General features: G+C 49.1%; 19 protein-coding genes. 6 read left to right on the top strand and 13 right to left on the bottom strand.

Annotated elements, in window-relative coordinates; translation table 11 throughout:
- Positions 1-128: 128 nt before the first annotated feature.
- The 7 genes from BLS62_RS19410 to ffh all read right to left on the bottom strand — a co-directional run bounded on the left by BLS62_RS19410 (position 129) and on the right by ffh (position 5,415).
- A complete protein-coding gene (locus BLS62_RS19410) occupies positions 129-989 on the bottom strand; it encodes a metallophosphoesterase (RefSeq protein ID WP_093184175.1) in 861 nt (286 codons plus the stop codon).
- Between the two features lie 118 nt (positions 990-1,107).
- Positions 1,108-1,560, bottom strand: coding sequence for a 50S ribosomal protein L19 (rplS, locus tag BLS62_RS19405; RefSeq protein WP_093189248.1), 453 nt, complete (start codon positions 1,558-1,560; stop codon positions 1,108-1,110).
- Positions 1,561-1,765: 205 nt separating this feature from the next.
- Positions 1,766-2,467 carry a tRNA (guanosine(37)-N1)-methyltransferase TrmD gene (gene trmD, locus BLS62_RS19400; RefSeq protein ID WP_093184172.1) on the bottom strand — a complete coding sequence of 234 codons (702 nt, stop codon included), beginning with the start codon at positions 2,465-2,467 and terminating at the stop codon, positions 1,766-1,768.
- Between the two features lie 51 nt (positions 2,468-2,518).
- Positions 2,519-3,082 carry a ribosome maturation factor RimM gene (gene rimM, locus BLS62_RS19395; RefSeq protein WP_093184169.1) on the bottom strand — a complete coding sequence of 188 codons (564 nt, stop codon included), beginning with the start codon at positions 3,080-3,082 and terminating at the stop codon, positions 2,519-2,521.
- Positions 3,083-3,117: 35 nt separating this feature from the next.
- Entirely contained in the window at positions 3,118-3,519 is a 402-nt protein-coding gene (gene rpsP / locus BLS62_RS19390; protein ID WP_093184165.1) for a 30S ribosomal protein S16, read from the bottom strand.
- A gap of 21 nt (positions 3,520-3,540) precedes the next feature.
- Complete coding sequence (locus BLS62_RS19385; RefSeq protein WP_200798545.1) at positions 3,541-3,858, bottom strand: chorismate mutase; 318 nt, start codon at positions 3,856-3,858, stop codon at positions 3,541-3,543.
- The gene (gene ffh / locus BLS62_RS19380; RefSeq protein WP_093184162.1) at positions 3,859-5,415 is read right to left on the bottom strand and encodes a signal recognition particle protein; all 1,557 of its coding nucleotides are present in this window, start codon (positions 5,413-5,415) and stop codon (positions 3,859-3,861) included. It lies immediately after the preceding gene.
- 386 nt (positions 5,416-5,801) lie between these two features.
- Between ffh and BLS62_RS19375 the strand changes: the two genes are divergently transcribed.
- Positions 5,802-6,800: an alpha/beta hydrolase gene (locus BLS62_RS19375; RefSeq protein ID WP_093184159.1), complete on the top strand. Its 999-nt coding sequence runs from the start codon at positions 5,802-5,804 to the stop codon at positions 6,798-6,800.
- 203 nt (positions 6,801-7,003) lie between these two features.
- A complete protein-coding gene (locus BLS62_RS19370) occupies positions 7,004-7,870 on the top strand; it encodes an alpha/beta hydrolase (RefSeq protein WP_208990967.1) in 867 nt (288 codons plus the stop codon).
- Positions 7,871-7,922: 52 nt separating this feature from the next.
- Here the strand turns inward: BLS62_RS19370 and BLS62_RS19365 are convergent, their stop codons facing one another.
- On the bottom strand, positions 7,923-8,600 hold the full coding sequence (locus tag BLS62_RS19365) for a YggS family pyridoxal phosphate-dependent enzyme (RefSeq protein ID WP_093189244.1): 678 nt from the start codon (positions 8,598-8,600) through the stop codon (positions 7,923-7,925).
- 212 nt (positions 8,601-8,812) lie between these two features.
- On the opposite strand from BLS62_RS19365, the gene leuS reads away from it, so the two are divergent.
- From leuS to BLS62_RS19345, 4 genes are all read left to right on the top strand, one after another.
- Entirely contained in the window at positions 8,813-11,425 is a 2,613-nt protein-coding gene (gene leuS / locus BLS62_RS19360) for a leucine--tRNA ligase (RefSeq protein WP_093184152.1), read from the top strand.
- On the top strand, positions 11,412-12,014 hold the full coding sequence (gene lptE, locus BLS62_RS19355; RefSeq protein WP_093184149.1) for an LPS assembly lipoprotein LptE: 603 nt from the start codon (positions 11,412-11,414) through the stop codon (positions 12,012-12,014). Before leuS ends, lptE begins: the two co-directional genes overlap by 14 nt.
- Positions 12,015-12,021: 7 nt before the next feature.
- Positions 12,022-13,062, top strand: coding sequence for a DNA polymerase III subunit delta (holA, locus tag BLS62_RS19350; RefSeq protein WP_093184146.1), 1,041 nt, complete (start codon positions 12,022-12,024; stop codon positions 13,060-13,062).
- A 145-nt stretch (positions 13,063-13,207) separates the two neighbouring features.
- A complete protein-coding gene (locus BLS62_RS19345) occupies positions 13,208-13,744 on the top strand; it encodes a hypothetical protein (protein ID WP_093184143.1) in 537 nt (178 codons plus the stop codon).
- Positions 13,745-13,921: 177 nt separating this feature from the next.
- On the opposite strand, the gene BLS62_RS19340 is transcribed toward BLS62_RS19345, so the two are convergent.
- The 5 genes from BLS62_RS19340 to mnmE form a co-directional block, all read right to left on the bottom strand.
- Complete coding sequence (locus BLS62_RS19340; RefSeq protein ID WP_093184141.1) at positions 13,922-14,821, bottom strand: ParB/RepB/Spo0J family partition protein; 900 nt, start codon at positions 14,819-14,821, stop codon at positions 13,922-13,924.
- Positions 14,822-14,929: 108 nt separating this feature from the next.
- Positions 14,930-15,757, bottom strand: a complete 828-nt coding sequence (locus tag BLS62_RS19335) for a ParA family protein (RefSeq protein ID WP_093184138.1) — start codon at positions 15,755-15,757, stop codon at positions 14,930-14,932.
- An 11-nt stretch (positions 15,758-15,768) separates the two neighbouring features.
- Entirely contained in the window at positions 15,769-16,389 is a 621-nt protein-coding gene (gene rsmG / locus BLS62_RS19330; protein ID WP_093189241.1) for a 16S rRNA (guanine(527)-N(7))-methyltransferase RsmG, read from the bottom strand.
- A 46-nt stretch (positions 16,390-16,435) separates the two neighbouring features.
- Positions 16,436-18,319 carry a tRNA uridine-5-carboxymethylaminomethyl(34) synthesis enzyme MnmG gene (mnmG, locus tag BLS62_RS19325; RefSeq protein WP_093184135.1) on the bottom strand — a complete coding sequence of 628 codons (1,884 nt, stop codon included), beginning with the start codon at positions 18,317-18,319 and terminating at the stop codon, positions 16,436-16,438.
- A gap of 276 nt (positions 18,320-18,595) precedes the next feature.
- The gene (gene mnmE, locus BLS62_RS19320) at positions 18,596-19,945 is read right to left on the bottom strand and encodes a tRNA uridine-5-carboxymethylaminomethyl(34) synthesis GTPase MnmE (protein ID WP_093184133.1); all 1,350 of its coding nucleotides are present in this window, start codon (positions 19,943-19,945) and stop codon (positions 18,596-18,598) included.
- Positions 19,946-19,956 lie beyond the last annotated feature (11 nt).

Raw genomic sequence — 19,956 nt, 5'->3', positions numbered from 1 at the left:
CTATTAATTGAACCGAAACGAGAAAATATCAAGCACCTTTGCCTTGAGATTCTCTCAAGGTGGGACAGCATAGAAAGTATACGTGTGGACGAGGTAGAAGCTTAGAATATCTACCGATATCCCGCTACTTAGGAATATATTTCAATTAACAAAAGCTCAGGTGGGCATAAAAACCTCAAAGGAAGACCAGAACACCCAAGCCCACTTCCAACAATCAGAGTGCTTTTGTTTTCTGCAAACATCCCCTTGGCATATTTTCGGCCTAACCGGGATGGAATAGCTAAAGCACCAATAAACGGCACGCGAACCTGCCCACCATGCGTATGTCCACTGATCGTTAAATCAACATGTTCAGCAGCTTCTCTAAAAACATCGGGTTCATGAGCAAGCAATATCCTCGGAGCCTCATCCTCCTCAATACCGCTTAGCGCAAGCTGAAGGTTATCTCTTCGTCCTTCACCCTGCAGATCGCATGTATTGCCGTACTGATCCCCTAAGCCGATGATCCAGACGTGAGAATTGCCATGCGTTGCGATGCGAAGCGCCTCGTTCTCCAGCACTTTCACACGGTTCTGCTCCAAGGCTTCCTTCGCTTCCTCACCGCCTTCCAGCCAGTCATGGTTGCCCAGCACGCCAAACGTACCCAGTTTGGACTTTAATCCCGACAGCGGAGCAGCCCAGTCAGAAGCTTTATCGAGGCTCTTGGCGAAAGGTGGATGCATTGCAGTGTGGTAATCACCAAGCAGTGCAACAACATCAGGATTATGTTGATTGGCACGCCTCACAATTTTGGCAATTCGCTTCGGCCCCATCCATGGCCAGCACGCATGAAGGTCAGTTAAAACAGAAATGGTCAAAGGTTGGTTATTCACTGCATCTGGAGACAAAACAACTTTGTGCCGGCAGACACGCAACAACAGGAGTGGCTCTATAAAAACGGCATAGATGCCAAGTGACATAACGGCCACCACACCAAGGATAAGCAGCATTGCACTTTCACCTTTTTGCTCACAAACAGTCTAACAGATGCAGTGTATCGCAGAAATGCAAAAACCCCGCCGATTTCTCAGCGGGGTTTTCGAAACCAAACAGGCCGTAGAGCAAATTTTACTCTGCTGAACCTGCAGCTTTAGCAGCGATTTTCGCAGCCTTCGCATCAGCAGCAATAGTGCGAGCTTCTTCGTTAAGGCGCTTAGCGCGTACGTTGGTAGCTTCAACGATACGTGCGGATTTACCGCGACGTTCACGCAGGTAGTAAAGTTTCGCGCGACGGACTTTACCGCGGCGAATGATTTCCACGCCTTCAAGCATTGGGCTGAAGATTGGGAATACACGCTCTACACCTTCGCCGTAAGAAATCTTACGAACGGTGAAGCTTTCGTTGATGCCGCCGCCTGCGCGTGCGATGCATACGCCTTCGTAGCCCTGCACACGAGTACGTGTACCTTCAGTAACACGTACGAGAACACGTACGGTATCACCTGGGGAGAACGTAGGGAGCTTACGCTCACCTTCGATGCGGGCCATTTCTTCTGCGTCGAGCTGCTCAATGATGTTCATGGCAGTTTCTTCCATTATAAATATTGGTCAGAGCGTCCCTCAATGAACAAGCCATCGGGACGTGTGCACCAAACCTTGGCATATGCCGGGAAGTGAAGTGGAACTAAGACCCTAACGGCAAACGCTAGACAGATTCCACTCCAGTCGGCGCCGGTTTACCGGATTTTTATTAGTTTGTCATGAAAAAAGTGCAGAAAACAACTTATCAACGGCTATTTTCAAGGTATTCCTGCCAAAGATCTGGTCGACGTTCTTCCGTAATCTTTTCAGATACTTCCAGACGCCATTGATCAATCAACTTGTGATTACCGCTCTTAAGGACGCCTGGAACTTCGCGTCCTTCAAACTCAACCGGACGGGTGTAATGTGGATGCTCAAGTAAGCCATTCTCAAAGCTCTCAGATTCACCACTCTCTTTGTTTCCCATAACGCCGGGAAGCAAACGAACGATACTATCTAAAACCACATGAGCAGCGACTTCACCTCCTGAGAGAATGTAATCACCGATGGACACTTCTTCGAGCTGACGTCCTTCAATAACGCGCTCGTCTACACCTTCAAAACGTCCACAAACAATAATAACACCGGGACTTTCAGCAAGCTCACGTGCTTTTGCCTGCGTAAACGGCTTACCGCGCGGGCTCATAAGCAATCGTGGGCGGGTATCACCGTCCGCGGTAACATCGTCAATCGCTTTGGCAAGAATGTCAGGACGAAGAACCATACCAGCTCCGCCGCCAGCAGGCGTATCATCAACGGAGCGGTGCTTATCAGTCGCATAATCACGAATGTTATTGGCTGTCAAAGACCAATCACCACGTTCCATTGCCCGGCCAGACATACTCATGCCCAGATTTCCCGGAAACATCTCAGGATAGAGGGTCAGTATGGATGCACGGAAAGTCATGGAATACCTGCTGAAAGGATCAGTGTCGAATGCTTGGTTTGAAACAGAAAATCAGTCAGAAACTGGCTTTAAACCATCTTCTGGTTCTTTCTCACCCTCTTCATAAAAGCCTGCAGGAGCATGAATCTCCACATAACCTTCATTGACATCAATGGTAGGCACAACAGCTTTTGTGAAAGGGAATATAAGCGAGCTACCGTTCTTTGGGGCAATTTCTATCAAATCACCAGCACCAAAGTTATCCAGCGTCAAAACGGTTCCGAGTGTTTCACCGTTCTCATCAACGGCCTTAAGGCCAATAAGATCAGTGTGGTAGAACTCGTCTTCGTCCTCAGTATCCGGGAGCTTTTCACGAGTTATATAAAGCTTTACGCCATTCAGGGCTTCAGCCGCATTACGATCATTCACGCCTTCAAACTTGGTTACAACCACAGTCTTCTGGACACGTGCCTGTTTCACTTTGAATTTGCGAGTGCCGTCTTGGCTTTCCAGCTTGCCGTAATCGCCAAAAGAAAGCGGGTCATCACCAAAAGGTTTGACCCGCACTTCTCCACGTATACCGTGAGCAGCTCCGATCTGAGCCATTAGAATGCGGTCTTCAGGCTTGTTTGCCATTGCCGGCGCCTCCTTCTCAGATCGGGTATGCTATATTATTCGGAAGCTGCTGCTTCGCCTGCTGCGGCTTCTTCAGCTGCAGCAGCGGCTGCTTTAGCTGCTTCTTCAGCTGCCAGCTTTTCGTCAAGACGCTCTTGAGCTTTCTTGCCGAGTTTAGCTTTGATTGGGTTGTTGCGTGGCTCACGCTTCATCAGCTCAGCTGCGTCCAGGAAGCGGAGTACGCGGTCTGTAGGCTGTGCGCCGTGACCAAGCCAATGCTTGATGCGCTCTACGTTCAACTCAACGCGGTTGTCTGCATCTTTAGGAAGCATTGGGTTGTAGCGACCAACGATTTCGATGAAACGACCATCGCGTGGCGCGCGAACGTCAGCAATTACGATACGGTAGAAAGGACGTTTTTTTGTGCCACCGCGTGCGAGGCGAATTTTAGTAGCCATTGTTTTATTACTCCTAGGTATTCAGTCTGTACTGCGTTCAGCAGCAATAGCTTCATGATGCCGAATAACTTCTTTCACGATGAAGTTCAGAAATTTTTCAGCAAAGTCAGGATCAAGATTGGCATCGGCCGCTAACCGGCGCAGACGCTCAATCTGAAGTTTTTCACGGCCTAGATCAGCCGGCGGAAGGCCGTGGGTTGCTTTCAGCTCGCCAACAGCCTGTGTGCAGCGAAATCGCTCAGCCAACATGTGCACCAAAGCCGCATCAATGTTGTCAATGCTGGAACGAAGCGTACCAAGGATCACCTTGGCTTCTTCAGTTTTATCGATCTCGCTCAATTACTTTTTCCCCTTGCCAAGCCCTGGTAAACCAGTGGCTCCACCAAGGCCGGGCAATTTCGGACCACCAATTCCTGGTAATCCCCCGGAGAGCCCAGCTCCCGGTAAACCTTTTGGCATTTCCATACCGCCTGGCATCTGGCCAGCTTTAGCCATCTGTTCAAGGGCCTTAGGGTCAATGTTCGGCATTCCGCCGCCCATTCCTGGCATTCCGCCACCCATGGCACCCATCATTTTGCCAAGCATACCCTTGCCTTTGCCCTTACCCATGGCCTTCATCATATCGGCCATCTGGCGGTGCATTTTCAAGAGCTTGTTAACTTCGGCAACCTGCACACCAGAACCAGCAGCAATACGCTTTTTACGGCTTGCTTTCAGGAGTTCAGGCTTTGCCCGCTCCAGCTTGGTCATAGAGGAGATGATTGCCATCTGGCGTTTGAACATGTTTTCATCAAGGTTGGCAGAAGCAAGTTGCTTCTTCATTTTGCCAACACCCGGAAGCATGCCCATCATACCGGACATACCACCCATCTTTTCCATCTGTTTCAGCTGTTCAGAAAGATCATTCAGGTCAAAGTGACCCTTTTGCATCCTCCGAGCCATCTCAGCAGCTTTTTCTGCATCGATAGCCTCAGCAGCCTTTTCAACAAGCGAAACAATGTCGCCCATGCCAAGGATGCGATCAGCAATACGTTTTGGATGGAAGTCTTCAAGAGCATCAGATTTTTCGCCGGTACCGATCAGTTTGATCGGCTTGCCAGTAACCGCCCGCATGGAGAGAGCCGCGCCACCGCGTCCATCACCATCCATACGAGTGAGCATGATACCGGTGATACCAACACGGTCATCAAAATTCTTCGCAAGGGTAACAGCATCCTGACCAGTCAAAGCATCGGCAACCAGCAGAATTTCATGCGGGTTCGAGGCTTTCTTGATGTCTGCCATCTCAGCCATGAGAAGCTCATCAACGTGACCACGGCCCGCTGTATCAAGCATCACCACATCATAGCCGCCAAGCTTTGCAGCAGTCATTGCACGTTTTGCAATATCTACCGGCTGCTGGCCTTCTATGATTGGGAGCGTATCAACATCGTTCTGTTCACCCAGAATTTTCAGCTGCTCTTGCGCTGCCGGACGGCGCGTATCAAGAGAAGCCATCAAAACTTTACGCTTATCGCGCAGTGTCAAACGACGAGCAATTTTACCAGTTGCTGTGGTTTTACCAGCACCCTGCAGACCAACGATCATAATGCAAACCGGAGCCGGCGCATTCAGGTCAAGCGGATGAGAATCCTCACCAAGCATCTCAATAAGCTGGTCATGAACGATCTTAACGACCATTTGACCCGGCTTAATGGACTTAACAACATCCGCACCGACGGCCCGGTGCTTCACCTTATCAACAAAGGAACGCACGATCGGCAATGCCACATCAGCCTCGATGAGCGCACGGCGAACTTCGCGCAGCGCTTCATTGACATCGGATTCAGAAAGCGCACCGCGTTTTGTGAGCTTATCCAGAATTCCGCCTAGGCGATCTGACAGATTATCGAACATGTCGTTCCTTTAAAATCTCGTTTTGATACAGACATCTGAAGAAGTCTCTACAGTCCTGCACACTCGTTCCTATATGAATTTGGTATCACCAGACCAAGATTGCCATGCAAAAAACAACGCACATAGCAAAAAATCACCCGAGGGCGCATCGCGCTGTCGGGTGTTGACCTCTGGGAACTCTTTATACCGTACGGGTCCCAGTCAGTGACTCCAAAACTCAGATAAGAGGAGTTAGGCGGGTATCTACGAGAATACCGGCGAAGAGTCAAGTAGAACCGCCAATAATCGGAGGTTGAACAAGGTTGGATAACCTTGAAAACTTACAGAACAAATGCACGGGCATTTACAACTGATCAACTCCACCAAAACGCAAAGGCTGCCAGACCATGTTTTCAAGGAAAATCAGCCTATTCATTCTTTCACTAACCGTCCTCCTGATTGGCTTTCTGATCTGGTGGAACAATGCTTATGTTCCAGTCACCATAAGCTTTGATCCCAAAACAATAAGCGAAGATCCTGATCTTTATCTGGCAGAACAGGAAAGTCAGTTTCTGGATATCAAGCCTGGCTTAACCAAGCAGATCATCTGGCAAAACCCAGACACAAAAGCCAAAACAGAATACTCAGTTGTCTATATTCATGGATTTTCTGCCAGTAAGGATGAAATCCGGCCAGTCCCTGATCTGGTCGCAAGTGCCATCGGAGCCAATATCTATTATACCCGCCTCCCCGGTCACGCCCGAACGACTGCCTCGATGGGCGGCGTAAAGGTCAATGATTATTTCAACAACCTCGCTGAGGCATTGGCTATCGGAGAGACAATCGGGAACAAAACCATTGTGATCGCTACTTCTTTAGGAGGAAGCCTTGTATCATGGCTAGACCTCACCAATGCCCCTATTGGGGAAAAGGTAGTGGCTACCGTGCTGGTCTCTCCCGTATTTGAGCTCGCCGCCACCGGGACGTCTTTGCTGACTTATCCTCTTGCCCAATATTACACGCCGTTGATAATTGGGCCGTATCGGGTAGCAAACCCCAACGCACGATTTGAAGAAATCTATGCGTGGACCAATGCCTATCCAGCAAATGCCCTACTTCCCCTTGCTGAAACTGTGAAACTGGTCGGGAGTCTTGATGCTGCAAATGCCGATTTACCGACTATGTTCATCTATGACATTCGCGACAAAACCTCGGATGAACATACCACCGCCAAATTCTATGAGGCATGGGGCGCTCCTAAACATCGGCTCCTAATTACAGAGTCAGTTGGTAATCATCACGTTATTGCAGGTGATCTTGTGAATCCGGGCAACAATGATCTGGTATCAACAGAGATCATAAAATGGCTAAAAACCATGGGAATACCGAGAGTACAGCAACAGTGACCATCAAGCTTGAAAACGAATGAGGTTTGTATTTTATACGTGAAATCGCGTAGGTTTACTGCCACAAGATAACAAAGGCTTCCCTTATGCTATTTCGTTATATCTTACTGTTTGTTTTCCTAGTCATTGCTGGTGGCGCAGTTGCAATTATGTTTGGCCCCAGAGAGTCAAGAGACACTACGATTACATTTAAGCCCGAACGAATGGGCGACGATCTCGATCTCTACCTTTCTAACAGTGAAACCAAATATCAGGATATTCGGGCAGGATCTGCCAAGGAAATCATCTGGTTGAACGGCAAAAAGAACAGTAAAACACCGCTCTCAATCATTTACATTCATGGCTTCTCAGCAACAAAACAAGAAATCCGCCCTGTCCCCGATATCGTAGCCAACGAGCTGAAGGCCAACTTATATTATACGCGCCTAGCAGGTCATGGTCGTTCAGGAAGCGCTATGGCTGAACCTCACCTTCAGGACTGGATCAACGATCTTGCGGAAGCTGTTGAGATAGGACGTCGCTTGGGCGAAAAAACAATAATCATGCCCACCTCCACAGGCGGAACACTTGCAGCCTGGCTGGCCATGCAAGACACCTTGTTAAAGGATGATGTTGCTGCAATGGTGTTTGTCTCACCAAACTTCGGAGTTAAAGCTGCAGGTGGTATTCTTCTGGATATGCCAATGGCAAGACAATATGTGCCGCTGCTGCTTGGCGAAACGAGACAGTCATCCAAAGCCCCCTCTAAAGAAGAACAAATGGGCTGGACCATCAGCTATCCAAGCGTTTCACTTCTGCCAATGGCAACCGCAATTTCTGTTTTGCAAGAACAAACGCCGGAAAAAGCCGATATCCCTGCCCTTTTCATCTACAGCGAGAAAGATGAAACTGTAGACGCCGCACTCACAAATCAAGCCTATGAGAAATGGGGCGCTCCAAAACAGCGGCTCCTTATTGAGGAATCCGGCGATCCGAACAACCACGTTATAGCTGGCGATATAATCAGCCCTGAGAACAATGACCTTGTGATCTCAACTACACTCAAGTGGATTAAACAACGTATCCTCTAAACACACGAGGGCGAGGATCCCCTCGCCCAAACCACGTTCAAAGAGCAATTTCCTAATGTGTGTAATCACGCGATCCGAAGACGGCAGAGCCGACACGAACATACGTTGCCCCGTGCTGAACAGCGATTGGATAATCAGAGGACATTCCCATTGAGAGCTTTTCAAGGCCATTGCGCTTGGCAATCTTCTCCAAAAGCGCAAAATGCATGCCCGGTGCTTCACCGACAGGTGGAATACACATCAAGCCTTCGATCTCCAGACCAAGCTCATCGCGACATTTAGCAATGAAGGCATCAGCGTCTTTCGGCGAGATCCCGGCTTTTTGCTCTTCTTCCCCTGTATTAACCTGAACAAACAGCTTGGGATGTTTTCCCAGCTTATCCATCTCAGTTTTCAGAGCTTTGGCAATCTTTTCGCGATCCACAGTGTGGATCACATCAAAAGTCTGCACCGCTTCCTTTGCTTTGTTGGACTGAAGCGGCCCGATTAGGTGAAGCTCAACACCGGAAAACTCTTCCCGCAGGCCCGGCCATTTACCCATGGCTTCCTGAACGCGGTTCTCACCAAACACGCGCTGACCAGCTTCCAGCACAGGCTTAATATCTGATGCTTCAAAGGTTTTCGAAACTGCAATCAAACAGGCAGAACCACTTGGACGCTCAGCATCCATCTCTGCTTTCTCGATATTTTCTTTCACCTCTTTAAGGCGTAGTGCAGCTGCGTCGCTCATTTCTAACTCCGGGCAAAAATACATAGTGGGGACATGAAATGCGCGTGCCAAGGCCCAAAAGCAAGAGTAGTTGCACACCATTGAGAAAATTCTGACTAAACTCCTAGGTTTTTCCTCTGTCTACCGCTTGACCAAGCCAACAATTTCTGGTGACAGTTCCAGCAAATGTAATTTGCTTGTTCAGGGCAGAAATCAAACATACGGCGGAATAAATGGCTACGGATAGGTACAATGCACGCGCAACCGAAGCGCGCTGGCAAAAAGCATGGGACGAACAAGAAATCTTCCTGACGGACAACGATGATCCGCGGGAGAAGTACTACGTACTAGAGATGTTCCCTTACCCATCCGGTCGTCTGCACATGGGGCACGTTCGCAATTACTCCATGGGTGACGTTGTTGCACGTTTCAAACGTGCTCGCGGATACAATGTCCTGCACCCAATGGGTTGGGACGCATTTGGTATGCCTGCGGAAAACGCGGCGGCTGAAAAAAAGGTACACCCAAAAGGGTGGACCTACGACAACATCGCGACAATGCGCGGTCAGCTGAAGACCATTGGTCTTTCTTTCGACTGGAGCCGCGAATTTGCGACCTGCGACGTAGATTACTACGCACAGCAGCAAGCCCTGTTCTTGGACTTCCTCGAAGCTGGCTTGGTTTACCGTAAAAACGCAAAGGTAAACTGGGATCCTGTCGACATGACTGTTCTCGCCAACGAGCAGGTTATCGACGGCAAAGGCTGGCGCTCTGGAGCTCTTGTTGAGCAAAAAGACCTGACACAGTGGTTCTTCAAGATCTCAGATCACTCAGAAGACCTGCTGGAAGCAATCGACACACTGACAGATTGGCCAGAAAAAGTTCGCTTGATGCAGAAAAACTGGATCGGCAAGTCTGTTGGCTTGAAGGTGCATTTCGAGTTTACCGAAACCGCTCCAACCGGCGACGATACTCTGGAGATCTTCACCACCCGTCCAGATACGCTGTATGGCGCATCCTTCATGGGCTTGTCTCCAGATCACCCAATCACGCAAAAACTGGCCGAAACCAAAACTGACCTTCAGAAATTCATCGCTGAATGTCGCCGTATTGGTACAACAGCTGAAGCAATTGAAACGGCTGAGAAGCTTGGCTTCGACACTGGCCTGCGCGTCAAGCACCCGCTTGACCCGTCATGGGAACTGCCAGTCTACGTCGCAAACTTCATTTTGATGGACTATGGCACAGGCGCCATCTTCGCTTGTCCGGCCCACGATCAGCGTGATCTGGACTTTGCTCACAAATACGACCTGCCAGTGAAAGCCGTTGTTTTGCCTGCAGGGGAAGACCCGGCCCTATTTGAAGTTGGAACAGAAGCCTACACAGGCGAAGGCTCCATCTTCAATTCCGATTTCATGACTGGCATGTCCATCGAAGATGCCAAAAACACGATCTCGGATAAACTGGAAAATCAGACCGCAAAAGGTCAGCAGCAAGCACATCGTGAGACAAACTACCGTCTGCGCGACTGGGGTATCTCCCGGCAGCGTTACTGGGGTTGTCCAATTCCTGTCATCCACTGTGATGACTGTGGTGTTCAGCCTGCGCCGAAGGAAAGCCTGCCAGTTGTTCTGCCGGATGATGTGACGTTCGATCGTCCCGGCAATCCGCTGGATCGTCACCCAACATGGCGCAATGTGAAATGCCCGTGTTGTGGCAAAGATGCTCAACGCGAAACGGATACCATGGACACCTTCGTGGATTCATCCTGGTACTTTGCGCGCTTCACCGATCCAAAAAACAGCAACCCGACTGACCCGAAAACGGCCAGCGAATGGCTGCCTGTTGACCAGTACATCGGCGGTGTTGAGCACGCGATTTTGCACCTGCTCTATTCTCGCTTCTTTGCTCGTGCCATGCAGATCACCAAACACCTTGATATCAAAGAGCCATTCAAAGGCCTCTTCACTCAAGGCATGGTGAACCACGAGACTTATAAGGATGCCGATGGAAAATGGATAACACCAGCCGAGATTAACATCACAGGCACCGAGGGGGATAGGAAAGCCGCTCATGCTGAAACTGGCGCACCTATTACCATCGGCTCCATCGAGAAGATGTCTAAGTCGAAAAAGAACGTTGTTGATCCAACAGATATTATCGATACTTACGGCGCTGATACTGCACGTCTGTTCGTTCTGTCAGATAGCCCGCCAGAGCGGGACATCATCTGGACCGAAGACGGTGTAATCGGCGCATGGCGCCACGTGCAACGTGTATGGCGTATCATCAATGAGGTTTTCTCCAAGACTGAAGCCAATACCGTTAAACCAGCAGAGTTTGGTGAGGACGCAACTGCACTACGGCGAGTTTCACATAAAACACTTGCTGCAATCACAAAAGACTTTGAAAACCTCGGCTTCAACCGTGCTGTTGCGCGTCTTTATGAATTCACAAACGCTATCAGCAAAGCTCTTCAGGCTGACCTGTCTAAGCCAGATATGGCTTATGCAGTGCGTGAGGCAGCTGGCTTCATCTTGCAGCTCATGGAACCAATCACACCTCACCTTTCCGAAGAATGTTGGTCATTGCTCGGCAATGAAGGCTTAGTTTCCACTGCAAATTGGCCTGCGCTGGAAGAAGAATTGCTCGTAGAAAATACCATTACGCTTCCGATTCAAATCAATGGGAAGAAAAAAGGTGAGCTAACAGTAGCAAGAGACTCTTCCAAAGAGCAGGTAGAAGAAGCTACTCTAGCGCATGAGGCTGTTCAGAAGGCTCTGGATGGCAAGGCTCCGCGTAAAATCATCGTGGTACCTCAGAGGATTGTAAATGTCGTTGTTTGATCGCCCTGCTAATTCAGGACGCCTTTCCCGTCGGGTACTTCTCGGCGGGGCAACACTTGTTGCGGGTGCCCTTCTTCTTTCCGGATGTCAGTTCCGCCCACTATATGGTGTTAGCCCAACATTAACAGGTGATGGAACTGTTGAAGAGCAAACCGTTCAAGGTCAGCTCGCCGCTATCTCAATTGATTTTCCGGGCTACGGCGATACCAGTAATATCAAGCGGATCAATCAGGTTCTCCGTAACCACTTGATCTTTGCATTCAATCGCGGTGGCAAGGGTCTTCCTTCCAAGTATCAGTTGGAAATTCTGACAGATAAACGCAGAGCCGAAGTTGGGGTTGAACAGCTGGCTGATGTACCAACGGCTTACAGCATCACCGTAAACACCAGTTTCGTGCTTTCAGATAAGGCTACCGATAAAACGCTTTATTCTGGCCGTTCTTTTGCTTCCGCATCCTTTGACTTTTCAAGCCAGCGGTTTGCAAACCTGAGAGCGGAACGGGATGCTGAAGACCGTGCAACAAAAGTTGTCTCAGCAGATATCCATACGCGTCTCGCAAGTTTCTTCGCGACACATCCTGTAGAATAGGAAAACTATGGTAGCGCTCAAAGCTGCTGAAATTGAACGGTACATCACCAACCCGCCAGATGCTGTAAACCTTATTTTGGTTTATGGACCAGACACCGGGTTGGTGAATGAGCGTACTCATGCCCTCATTTCCAACGCTGCTGCAGAGAATGACGATCCATTCTCTCAGGTTAAACTGGATGCTGCAGATATAGCCAGCGACCCCAGCCGGTTGATTGATGAAGCTCTCACGATCCCTCTTTTTGGTGGTAGGCGAACCATTTGGGTCCGTGAGAACGGCACCAAAAGCGTTCTCCCAGCCGTTGAACCTCTGCTGAAAAACAATGACTTCACTGCATTCATAGTCATTGAGGCAGGCGACCTGAAAAAAACGGCTGGCCTCCGTAAAAAGTTTGAAGCCAGTAAAACGGCTATCGCGATCCCCTGCTTTGCAGACACAGCGAAAGATGTAGATCGTCTTATCGACGATGAAACCAACTCAGCGGGCCTGCAAATAAGCAAGGAAGCCCGCATGACGCTTCACACACTGCTTGGAGCCGACCGCATCGCCAGTCGTGGTGAATTGAAAAAGCTCTGCCTCTATGCGATGAAGGACAACCGCATCGAAGTGCATCATGTTGAAGAGATCATCGGAGACGCTTCTGCATTCGCCATGGACGAGCTAATTGATGCAGCTGCACTCGGAGACACAGTTACTCTGGACCACGGCTTAGAGCGCCTCTCAGCTTCAGGGACAGACGCTGGAATGATCGCCTCTCAAGCATTACGCCACTTCCAAATGCTTCACCTGTGCCGTTTAAAAGCGAACCAACGCATTGCAGTTGAAGATGTTATTGGTGGCATGCGCCCTCCGATTTTCTGGAAGCGCCGCTCAAAGATCGTCAGACAAGTAGAGATCTGGAATGAAGACTATCTGGAACGCGCACTCACTCGCTTGAATGATGCAGTCCGCGAGTCCCGCTTCAATGCAAGCCTATCCGCAGCAATCGTCTCACACACGCTCCTTGCAATTGCTCAGGTAGCAAAAGCTGCGAACAGACGCCGGTAACCAGCAAATTTCATTGTAAATTCCTTGAGCACCGCCAATTAAACTTGGTGGTGCTTTGGGGTGCTGTCACATTAAGTTCAAACCAAATTATACAAAAATATTTTTAACTATATCTGGGAATTTTTGAGCATTGAGGAATCCCGCAATGATTACAAAGCGGAAAATTATAAGAAGAAGTCGCTTCGGTACATTCTATATGAGAGGTCTCACAATTTTGATCCTCTATGGATTAATTGTGGCACTTCCAATTAAATATCTGCCTATCCCTGGATTTAGAACCACAGGAGAGCTCTTGAGTGGAGGGTGGAGTTGGGGAAGTATTTCTGGTTGTTTTAGTTATGTCCCAGTCCTCAATTTTGATGGAACAGATGGGTACCTAATTCTAGAAGGAAAGCGTGATTGGCAGATGTTTGAAAACATCGCTCTAAAGACAGATGCTAACTACACATATTTTTCAGCAACCATGTATACTCCGAATAAGCATAGAAAAAAAGAACCTGTCGAAATTGTAATAAAGTATTACGATCTAGGAAAAACTATGCATGCTGAAGGTGTCACAGTGAATGGACATGAGGGTGAATCGGATCTGTTTACATTAGTTCAATGCGGATACCCAAGCTTAGTAAACTATGCCCTGCGCCTCTTCAATATCAGAGAATATTGGGTTGAACCAAGAAAATAACTTTAGAGCTATTTTTACGACCGACTTCAGATCAAAGCATCTGCATCTCGCTTTAACAAAACTGGTTTAGTCAAAGTTGTTTCTTTCCCGAATCTATCTTAATTTCACTTCCGAATCTAAAAAGGCCGCGCCTCAGTTAAGAGGTACGGCCTTTTTCATAATAATCAGCAGGAACAATTAGTTCTGAATGCCAAGCAAGCGACATACTTCATCAAGCTGCTCAACACTCTTGTATTTGATCTTCAGCTCACCAGTGCCCTTTTCAGGTTTGTGTGCAATAGCAACTTTCAAACCCAAGCCATCGCCAAGGCGCTTTTCAAGCGAACGCGTATCAGCATCTTTTTCAGGCTTCGGAGCACTCTCTTTTTTCTTAAGCAGCTCAGGGTTTTGAGCCAGGCGCTCAGCATCACGAACTGTGAGTCCCTTCTCCACGATAAGCTCTGCCAAGCCTGCGGGATCGTCAGCCGTAATCAAAGCACGTGCATGACCGGCGGTCAAAAGCCCCTCAGCAAGGTAATCCTTTACAGAATTCGGCAGCTTGAGAAGACGCAGCGTGTTTGCAACATGGCTGCGGCTCTTACCAATCACCTTGGAAAGCTCAACCTGACTGTAAGAAAACTCTTCAATCAGCTGATCATATCCAAGCGCTTCTTCAATCGCATTAAGATCCGCACGTTGCACATTTTCAATAATGGCAAGTTCCAGAGCTTCCTGATCCGTCACTTCACGAATAACGACCGGAGCATCATGAAGACCAGCTCTTTGAGCAGCCCGCCAGCGGCGTTCACCTGCAATAATCTCAAAATGACCCGGCTTGTTAGGGCGTGGACGAACCAAAATTGGCTGCACAATACCCTTTGTACGAATGGATTCCGTCAGGTTATTGAGATCTTCTTCTACAAATGATTTCCGTGGGTTACGCGGGTTTGGCTGAAGATACTCAATCGGAACCTTTCGGTTGTCACGGCTCCGTTCTGCAGGCGATATTGTTGGCTCGGAGTTTGCCTCACCCAAAAGCGTAGCAAGACCGCGCCCAAGTCGCTTATTCCCTCGTCCTGCTTCCTCTGTCTTCGCCATTTCGGATTCCACCTATTTACATTTCAGGGCCTCAGAGTCGACGGGCCCTTCCCGCGGTTCCCTCGCGGGTCATCAAATTATTTTCTACAAGTAGCAACGGCATCCAAATCAAGCCGCAGCCATCCGCATATCACGCTCACGTTGAATGATTTCGGAAGCGAGTCGTAAATACGCCTGCGAGCCGGAGCACTTCAAATCATAAAGCAAAGCAGGCTTACCATAGGATGGAGCCTCAGAAACGCGTACGTTACGCGGAATAACCGTCTCATAGACAGCGTCACCCATCGTTTCGCGAACATCCTGCACAACCTGACTGGAGAGGTTGTTGCGGCTATCGTACATAGTGAGGACGATGCCGTGAATACTCAGTTCTTGGTTCAGAGACTGCTTCACCTGCTCAACGGTACTCAACAGCTGGCTCAAACCTTCCAACGCAAAGAATTCACATTGCAGAGGTACGAGAATGCTGTGTGATGCAGCTAAAGCGTTGATCGTAAGCAAGTTCAGAGATGGCGGGCAATCGACAAGAACATAAGAATATCCTTGTATTCGTCCCTCATCAGCTTCCTGTGCCATACCGGAAATTGCATTGCGTAATCGGAATGTACGATCACTGGCAGCAGAAATTTCCAGCTCCACCCCAAGCAAATCCATCGTCGACGGAGCGATCCATAACCGCGGAACAGCCGTTTCAAGAATGGTCTGTTCCAGTGTTGAGTCACCGCTCATAACATCATAAGTGGAATATTCACGATCGATACGATCGATACCCAGGCCCGTAGAGGCATTGCCCTGCGGATCAAGGTCAATAATCAGGACGCGCTCGCCAATCGCAGCAAGTGCAGTGCCGAGATTAATGGCTGTCGTCGTTTTGCCTACGCCGCCCTTCTGGTTAGCGATAGTCAACACACGAGGAGATTTTGGCAATAAGCTCATCCAACAGCACCTTATTTAGCGGTTTTCGGCTCGATTTTCGACAGGACCAGAACGCGACTTAGCGGATCTACTAGACTTACTTTTTCTACCAGATCAATTGACCACTCGGCAGATGCTTCTTCAATTTCGCGACGAAAATCTTGACCTTTGTGGAAAACAGCAGAAGCACCACCTTGTATAAACTGTGAAGAAAAACCGCAAAGAACCTGAAGAGAAGCCAAAGCCCGTGCAGAAACGCCCTCAATTGGAGCTTCCCACCCGTTTGTAACGGCTTCGATTCTACCCGCATGTACTTTGACATTACAACCCGCTTCTCGCGCAACAGTCCGGAGAAACGCCGCTTTGCGTTGATTACTCTCCACCATGTGAACAATACCATCCTCCCCTTCCTGTTTCAGCAACATAGCTGTCACCAATCCGGGAAAGCCAGCACCACTTCCAAAGTCAATCCAGGAGCGTGCATTAGGAAGTGTTCGCTGAATCTGGATGGAATCAGCAACGTGCCGCATCCAAATATCGTCCATAGTAGATTGAGAAATCAAATTCTGCGCCGGCTGCCACTTACGAACGAGGTCCACATAGATACCTAAGCGCCCAAACGTTTCACGTGAAACATCCTCATACATGCGCATAACAGGTGTAATCTGGCTGTAATCAGCCCGTTTTTCTAAAGCCATATTAAACAGCACCAACAACTTTTTTGCCTGAACGGCGAATATAAACGAGAAGCAACGTCAGCGCAGCAGGAGTAATACCATCCATGCGTGAGGCTTGCCCTATGGTCGAAGGACGCAAAGCTTCCAGCTTTTGACGCACTTCATTGGAAAGCCCCGTGAGAGTAGAGTAGTCAATCCACTCCGGAATTACCAAATTCTCATCTCTTTTAAGAGCTTCAATATCCGCAGCTTGCCGTTCCAAATATACAGAGTACATCGCATCAATAGCGACCTGCTCGGCAATTTTAACATCAAGCCCCTTCATCTCATCAAAAATCTCGGTGAGTTGTTCAAGCGAGATATCTGGATAAGCCAGCAAGTCAAAAACGGAGCGTTTCACACCATCCTGATTTATCGGCAACCCATGCTTACGCCCTTCATTGGGTGTAATTTTGACGAACTGCATCAAATCCCTGGTTTTCCGCAGTTTTTCAACCTTCGTTTCGAATGCGATGCGACGCTTATCGCCGATACATCCCCACTCAATACCAAGTGGAGTAAGACGTTGATCCGCATTATCTGCACGAAGAGTAAGACGATATTCAGCCCGTGATGTGAACATGCGGTAGGGCTCTGTAACCCCCCGTGTGGTGAGATCATCAACCATCACACCGATATACCCATCAGCACGACCGATAGTCACTGACGGCCCATTCTGCGCGGTGCGGGCGGCGTTCAACCCGGCAAGAAGTCCCTGCGCTCCAGCTTCTTCATAACCTGTAGTTCCGTTAATCTGACCCGCGAGATAAAGCCCTTTTTGCTTCTTTACCTCAAGCGTATTCGTCAACTCTGTTGGATCAATATGGTCGTACTCAATTGCATAAGCTGGCCGGAAGTATTCAACTTTTTCAAGACCGGGAATTGTCCGAAGAAACTGGATCTGAACATCCTCAGGTAGCGACGTCGAAATACCGTTTGGGTAGACGGTCGGATCGTCAAGCCCTTCCGGTTCCAAGAAAATCTGATGCCCATCACGATCGCCAAAGCGAACGATCTTATCTTCGATAGACGGACAATACCGCGGGCCCCTGCCCTTGATCTCACCGGAGTACATCGCCGACCGGTTGATATTATCGCGAATGATTTTATGCGTCTCAGGTGTCGTCCGCGTAATGTAACAAGGAACCTGCCGGATCTCAATTTTATCGGTCATTGTTGAGAACGGTATCGGATTTTCGTCACCCGGTTGCTCTTGAAGGACACCCCAGTTAATGGTGCGGCCATCCAAACGCGCCGGAGTACCGGTCTTCAAACGCCCAAGGCGGAGACCAATTTCCTCCAGTGACACAGACAAACCAAGAGCCGGTGCTTCCCCATCACGACCAGCAGGTATTTGCCTATCGCCAATATGAATGAGACCACGAAGGAATGTCCCGGTCGTGATCACAACTGCCTTTGCAGAAACACGACGGCCATCAGCCAGAGTAACACCCTTCAGGGTATCTCCGTCACGGATCAGCTTATCGGCCTCACCCTCCACAACATCCAAATTGGCAATCGCTTTGATTTCGGCTTGCATGGCTTCACTGTAAAGCTTGCGGTCTGCCTGAGACCGAGGCCCCTGCACAGCCGGCCCTTTCCGTCGATTGAGCATCCGAAACTGAATACCGGACGCATCAGCAACGCGACCCATCAATCCGTCCAGCGCATCAATCTCACGCACCAAATGTCCCTTCCCCAAGCCACCAATGGCCGGGTTACAAGACATCACACCAACTGTATCAAAGCGATGAGTAATGAGTGCTGTATGTGCACCCATGCGAGCAGACGCAGCAGCAGCTTCACAGCCCGCATGGCCGCCGCCAATGATGACTACGTCAAACTCAAGATCAAAATTGTTAGGCATTTCGGTCCTGCATTTCGCCGTTCTAAATACAGAGATAAGTATGAAACTCACTTTGTAAGCATCTGGACCAATCTGGGTCTCAGATAAAATCTGGGGGAATTAGAAGGGCAATTACCTGTTCTCTTGAAAAGTTGATACAACAGCTCACGCCTCGGGTCAAAGAAAACAGTGCATTCAGTCTCCAATGCCGCGACTAAAGTTTTCCACGGGACTCACTGAGTTTTCCCCACTAACTCCCGATTTCCCAAAAACGTTTCACGTGAAACATGCCTATTTTTACTTACCTACGCAAAAATCTCGGAAGATCACATCCAGCAAATCTTCCACATCAATGCGCCCTGTGATGCGGCCAAGCTGATCAGCGGCCCTGCGAAGATCTTCCCCTCTCAACTCAATCGGATAGCCAGCTGCATTGATGGCTCGGTCCAGATCATCTACACATTGTGTAAGATGGCTACGGTGGCGTTCACGAGTAATCAGAGGGTTTTCAATAAGTCCAATATTTCGTTCCGCAAACGACTCAAGACTTGATAGCAGCGCGTTCATGCCACCTTCATCGCGAACAGAAACGTTAATCTCTTGGGTCGTTTCGAAGGAGTCATGATCAACAACGTCACCCAAATCACTCTTGGTATTAAGCTGCCAGATCTCCGCTCCACCCGTCTTTAAGCTTGCGGGTAGGTCTTCCTGGTCCACATTGGGAGCGCGTGTCCAAAGAATGAGATCAGCTTTTCCAGCATGTACCAGAGCCCGCCGAATACCTTCCTTCTCAACTATGCCCACGCTTTCACGAATGCCAGCGGTATCAATCAGGGTCACAGGATAGCCACCAAGATCAAGATGGACTTCCAACACATCGCGTGTTGTTCCGGCTTCTGGCGTAACGATGGCAACATCTCGTTGAGCCAGCTTATTCATCAAGCTGGACTTCCCTGCATTAGGTGGGCCAAGCAGAACCACTTGAAGACCAGAGCGAAGTCTCTCCCCTCGCCGTGCATCGGAAAGGTGAGCGAGCATCGCATTGCGCAGCTTATCCAGCTCCACCCAAATTTCATCTGCAACAGAATCCGGGATGTCATCCTCATCGGAGAAATCAAGCTCAGCTTCAATCATCGCGCGGCTGCGAATAAGCGTATCGCGCCACTGCGTGTAAAGCTGTCCCAGAGCGCCGTCCATTTGCCTTTGAGCTTGCCTGCGTTGAGCATCTGTTTCAGCGTCGATAAGATCAGCAAGCCCTTCAACCTCAGTCAGATCAAGCTTGTTGTTGTGAAAGGCCCGACGTGTAAATTCACCCTGTTCTGCAGGACGACACCCTTCAAAGCTTGAGAGAACCCTAAGAACAGCAGCGACAACTGCCCGGCCGCCATGGCAATGTAGCTCAACAGTATCTTCCCCGGTAAAGCTTCCCGGCCCTTCAAACCACAAAATCAAAGCATGATCTAAGAGTGAACCATCTACAGGATCCCACAATTTTTTCAGACTTGATTCACGTGAAACTGGGAATTTACCTTTAATAAGTTCTCTGAGCACCGGCCTGGATTGAGAACCAGATAAACGGATAACAGCAACGCCTGAAGGAAGTGCGCCGCTGGAAACGGCGTAGATTGTTTCCTGTTGTGTATTCATTCAAAGTCCGG

The sequence above is a fragment of the Pseudovibrio sp. Tun.PSC04-5.I4 genome (genome assembly GCF_900104145.1).
In the GTDB taxonomy this organism is placed as follows: domain Bacteria; phylum Pseudomonadota; class Alphaproteobacteria; order Rhizobiales; family Stappiaceae; genus Pseudovibrio.
This window is presented reverse-complemented; position numbering and strand designations above follow the sequence as displayed.

Excerpts from the sequence above, each read along its gene's own strand:
- BLS62_RS19410 (WP_093184175.1), bottom strand. The coding sequence starts at position 989 with ATGCTGCTTATCCTTGGTGTGGTGGCCGTTATGTCACTTGGCATCTAT.
- rplS (WP_093189248.1), bottom strand. The coding sequence starts at position 1,560 with ATGAACATCATTGAGCAGCTCGACGCAGAAGAAATGGCCCGCATCGAA.
- trmD (WP_093184172.1), bottom strand. The coding sequence starts at position 2,467 with ATGACTTTCCGTGCATCCATACTGACCCTCTATCCTGAGATGTTTCCG.
- rimM (WP_093184169.1), bottom strand. The coding sequence starts at position 3,082 with ATGGCAAACAAGCCTGAAGACCGCATTCTAATGGCTCAGATCGGAGCT.
- rpsP (WP_093184165.1), bottom strand. The coding sequence starts at position 3,519 with ATGGCTACTAAAATTCGCCTCGCACGCGGTGGCACAAAAAAACGTCCT.
- ffh (WP_093184162.1), bottom strand. The coding sequence starts at position 5,415 with ATGTTCGATAATCTGTCAGATCGCCTAGGCGGAATTCTGGATAAGCTC.
- BLS62_RS19375 (WP_093184159.1), top strand. The coding sequence starts at position 5,802 with ATGTTTTCAAGGAAAATCAGCCTATTCATTCTTTCACTAACCGTCCTC.
- BLS62_RS19370 (WP_208990967.1), top strand. The coding sequence starts at position 7,004 with ATGGGCGACGATCTCGATCTCTACCTTTCTAACAGTGAAACCAAATAT.
- BLS62_RS19365 (WP_093189244.1), bottom strand. The coding sequence starts at position 8,600 with ATGAGCGACGCAGCTGCACTACGCCTTAAAGAGGTGAAAGAAAATATC.
- leuS (WP_093184152.1), top strand. The coding sequence starts at position 8,813 with ATGGCTACGGATAGGTACAATGCACGCGCAACCGAAGCGCGCTGGCAA.
- lptE (WP_093184149.1), top strand. The coding sequence starts at position 11,412 with ATGTCGTTGTTTGATCGCCCTGCTAATTCAGGACGCCTTTCCCGTCGG.
- holA (WP_093184146.1), top strand. The coding sequence starts at position 12,022 with ATGGTAGCGCTCAAAGCTGCTGAAATTGAACGGTACATCACCAACCCG.
- BLS62_RS19345 (WP_093184143.1), top strand. The coding sequence starts at position 13,208 with ATGATTACAAAGCGGAAAATTATAAGAAGAAGTCGCTTCGGTACATTC.
- BLS62_RS19340 (WP_093184141.1), bottom strand. The coding sequence starts at position 14,821 with ATGGCGAAGACAGAGGAAGCAGGACGAGGGAATAAGCGACTTGGGCGC.
- BLS62_RS19335 (WP_093184138.1), bottom strand. The coding sequence starts at position 15,757 with ATGAGCTTATTGCCAAAATCTCCTCGTGTGTTGACTATCGCTAACCAG.
- rsmG (WP_093189241.1), bottom strand. The coding sequence starts at position 16,389 with ATGCGCATGTATGAGGATGTTTCACGTGAAACGTTTGGGCGCTTAGGT.
- mnmG (WP_093184135.1), bottom strand. The coding sequence starts at position 18,319 with ATGCCTAACAATTTTGATCTTGAGTTTGACGTAGTCATCATTGGCGGC.
- mnmE (WP_093184133.1), bottom strand. The coding sequence starts at position 19,945 with ATGAATACACAACAGGAAACAATCTACGCCGTTTCCAGCGGCGCACTT.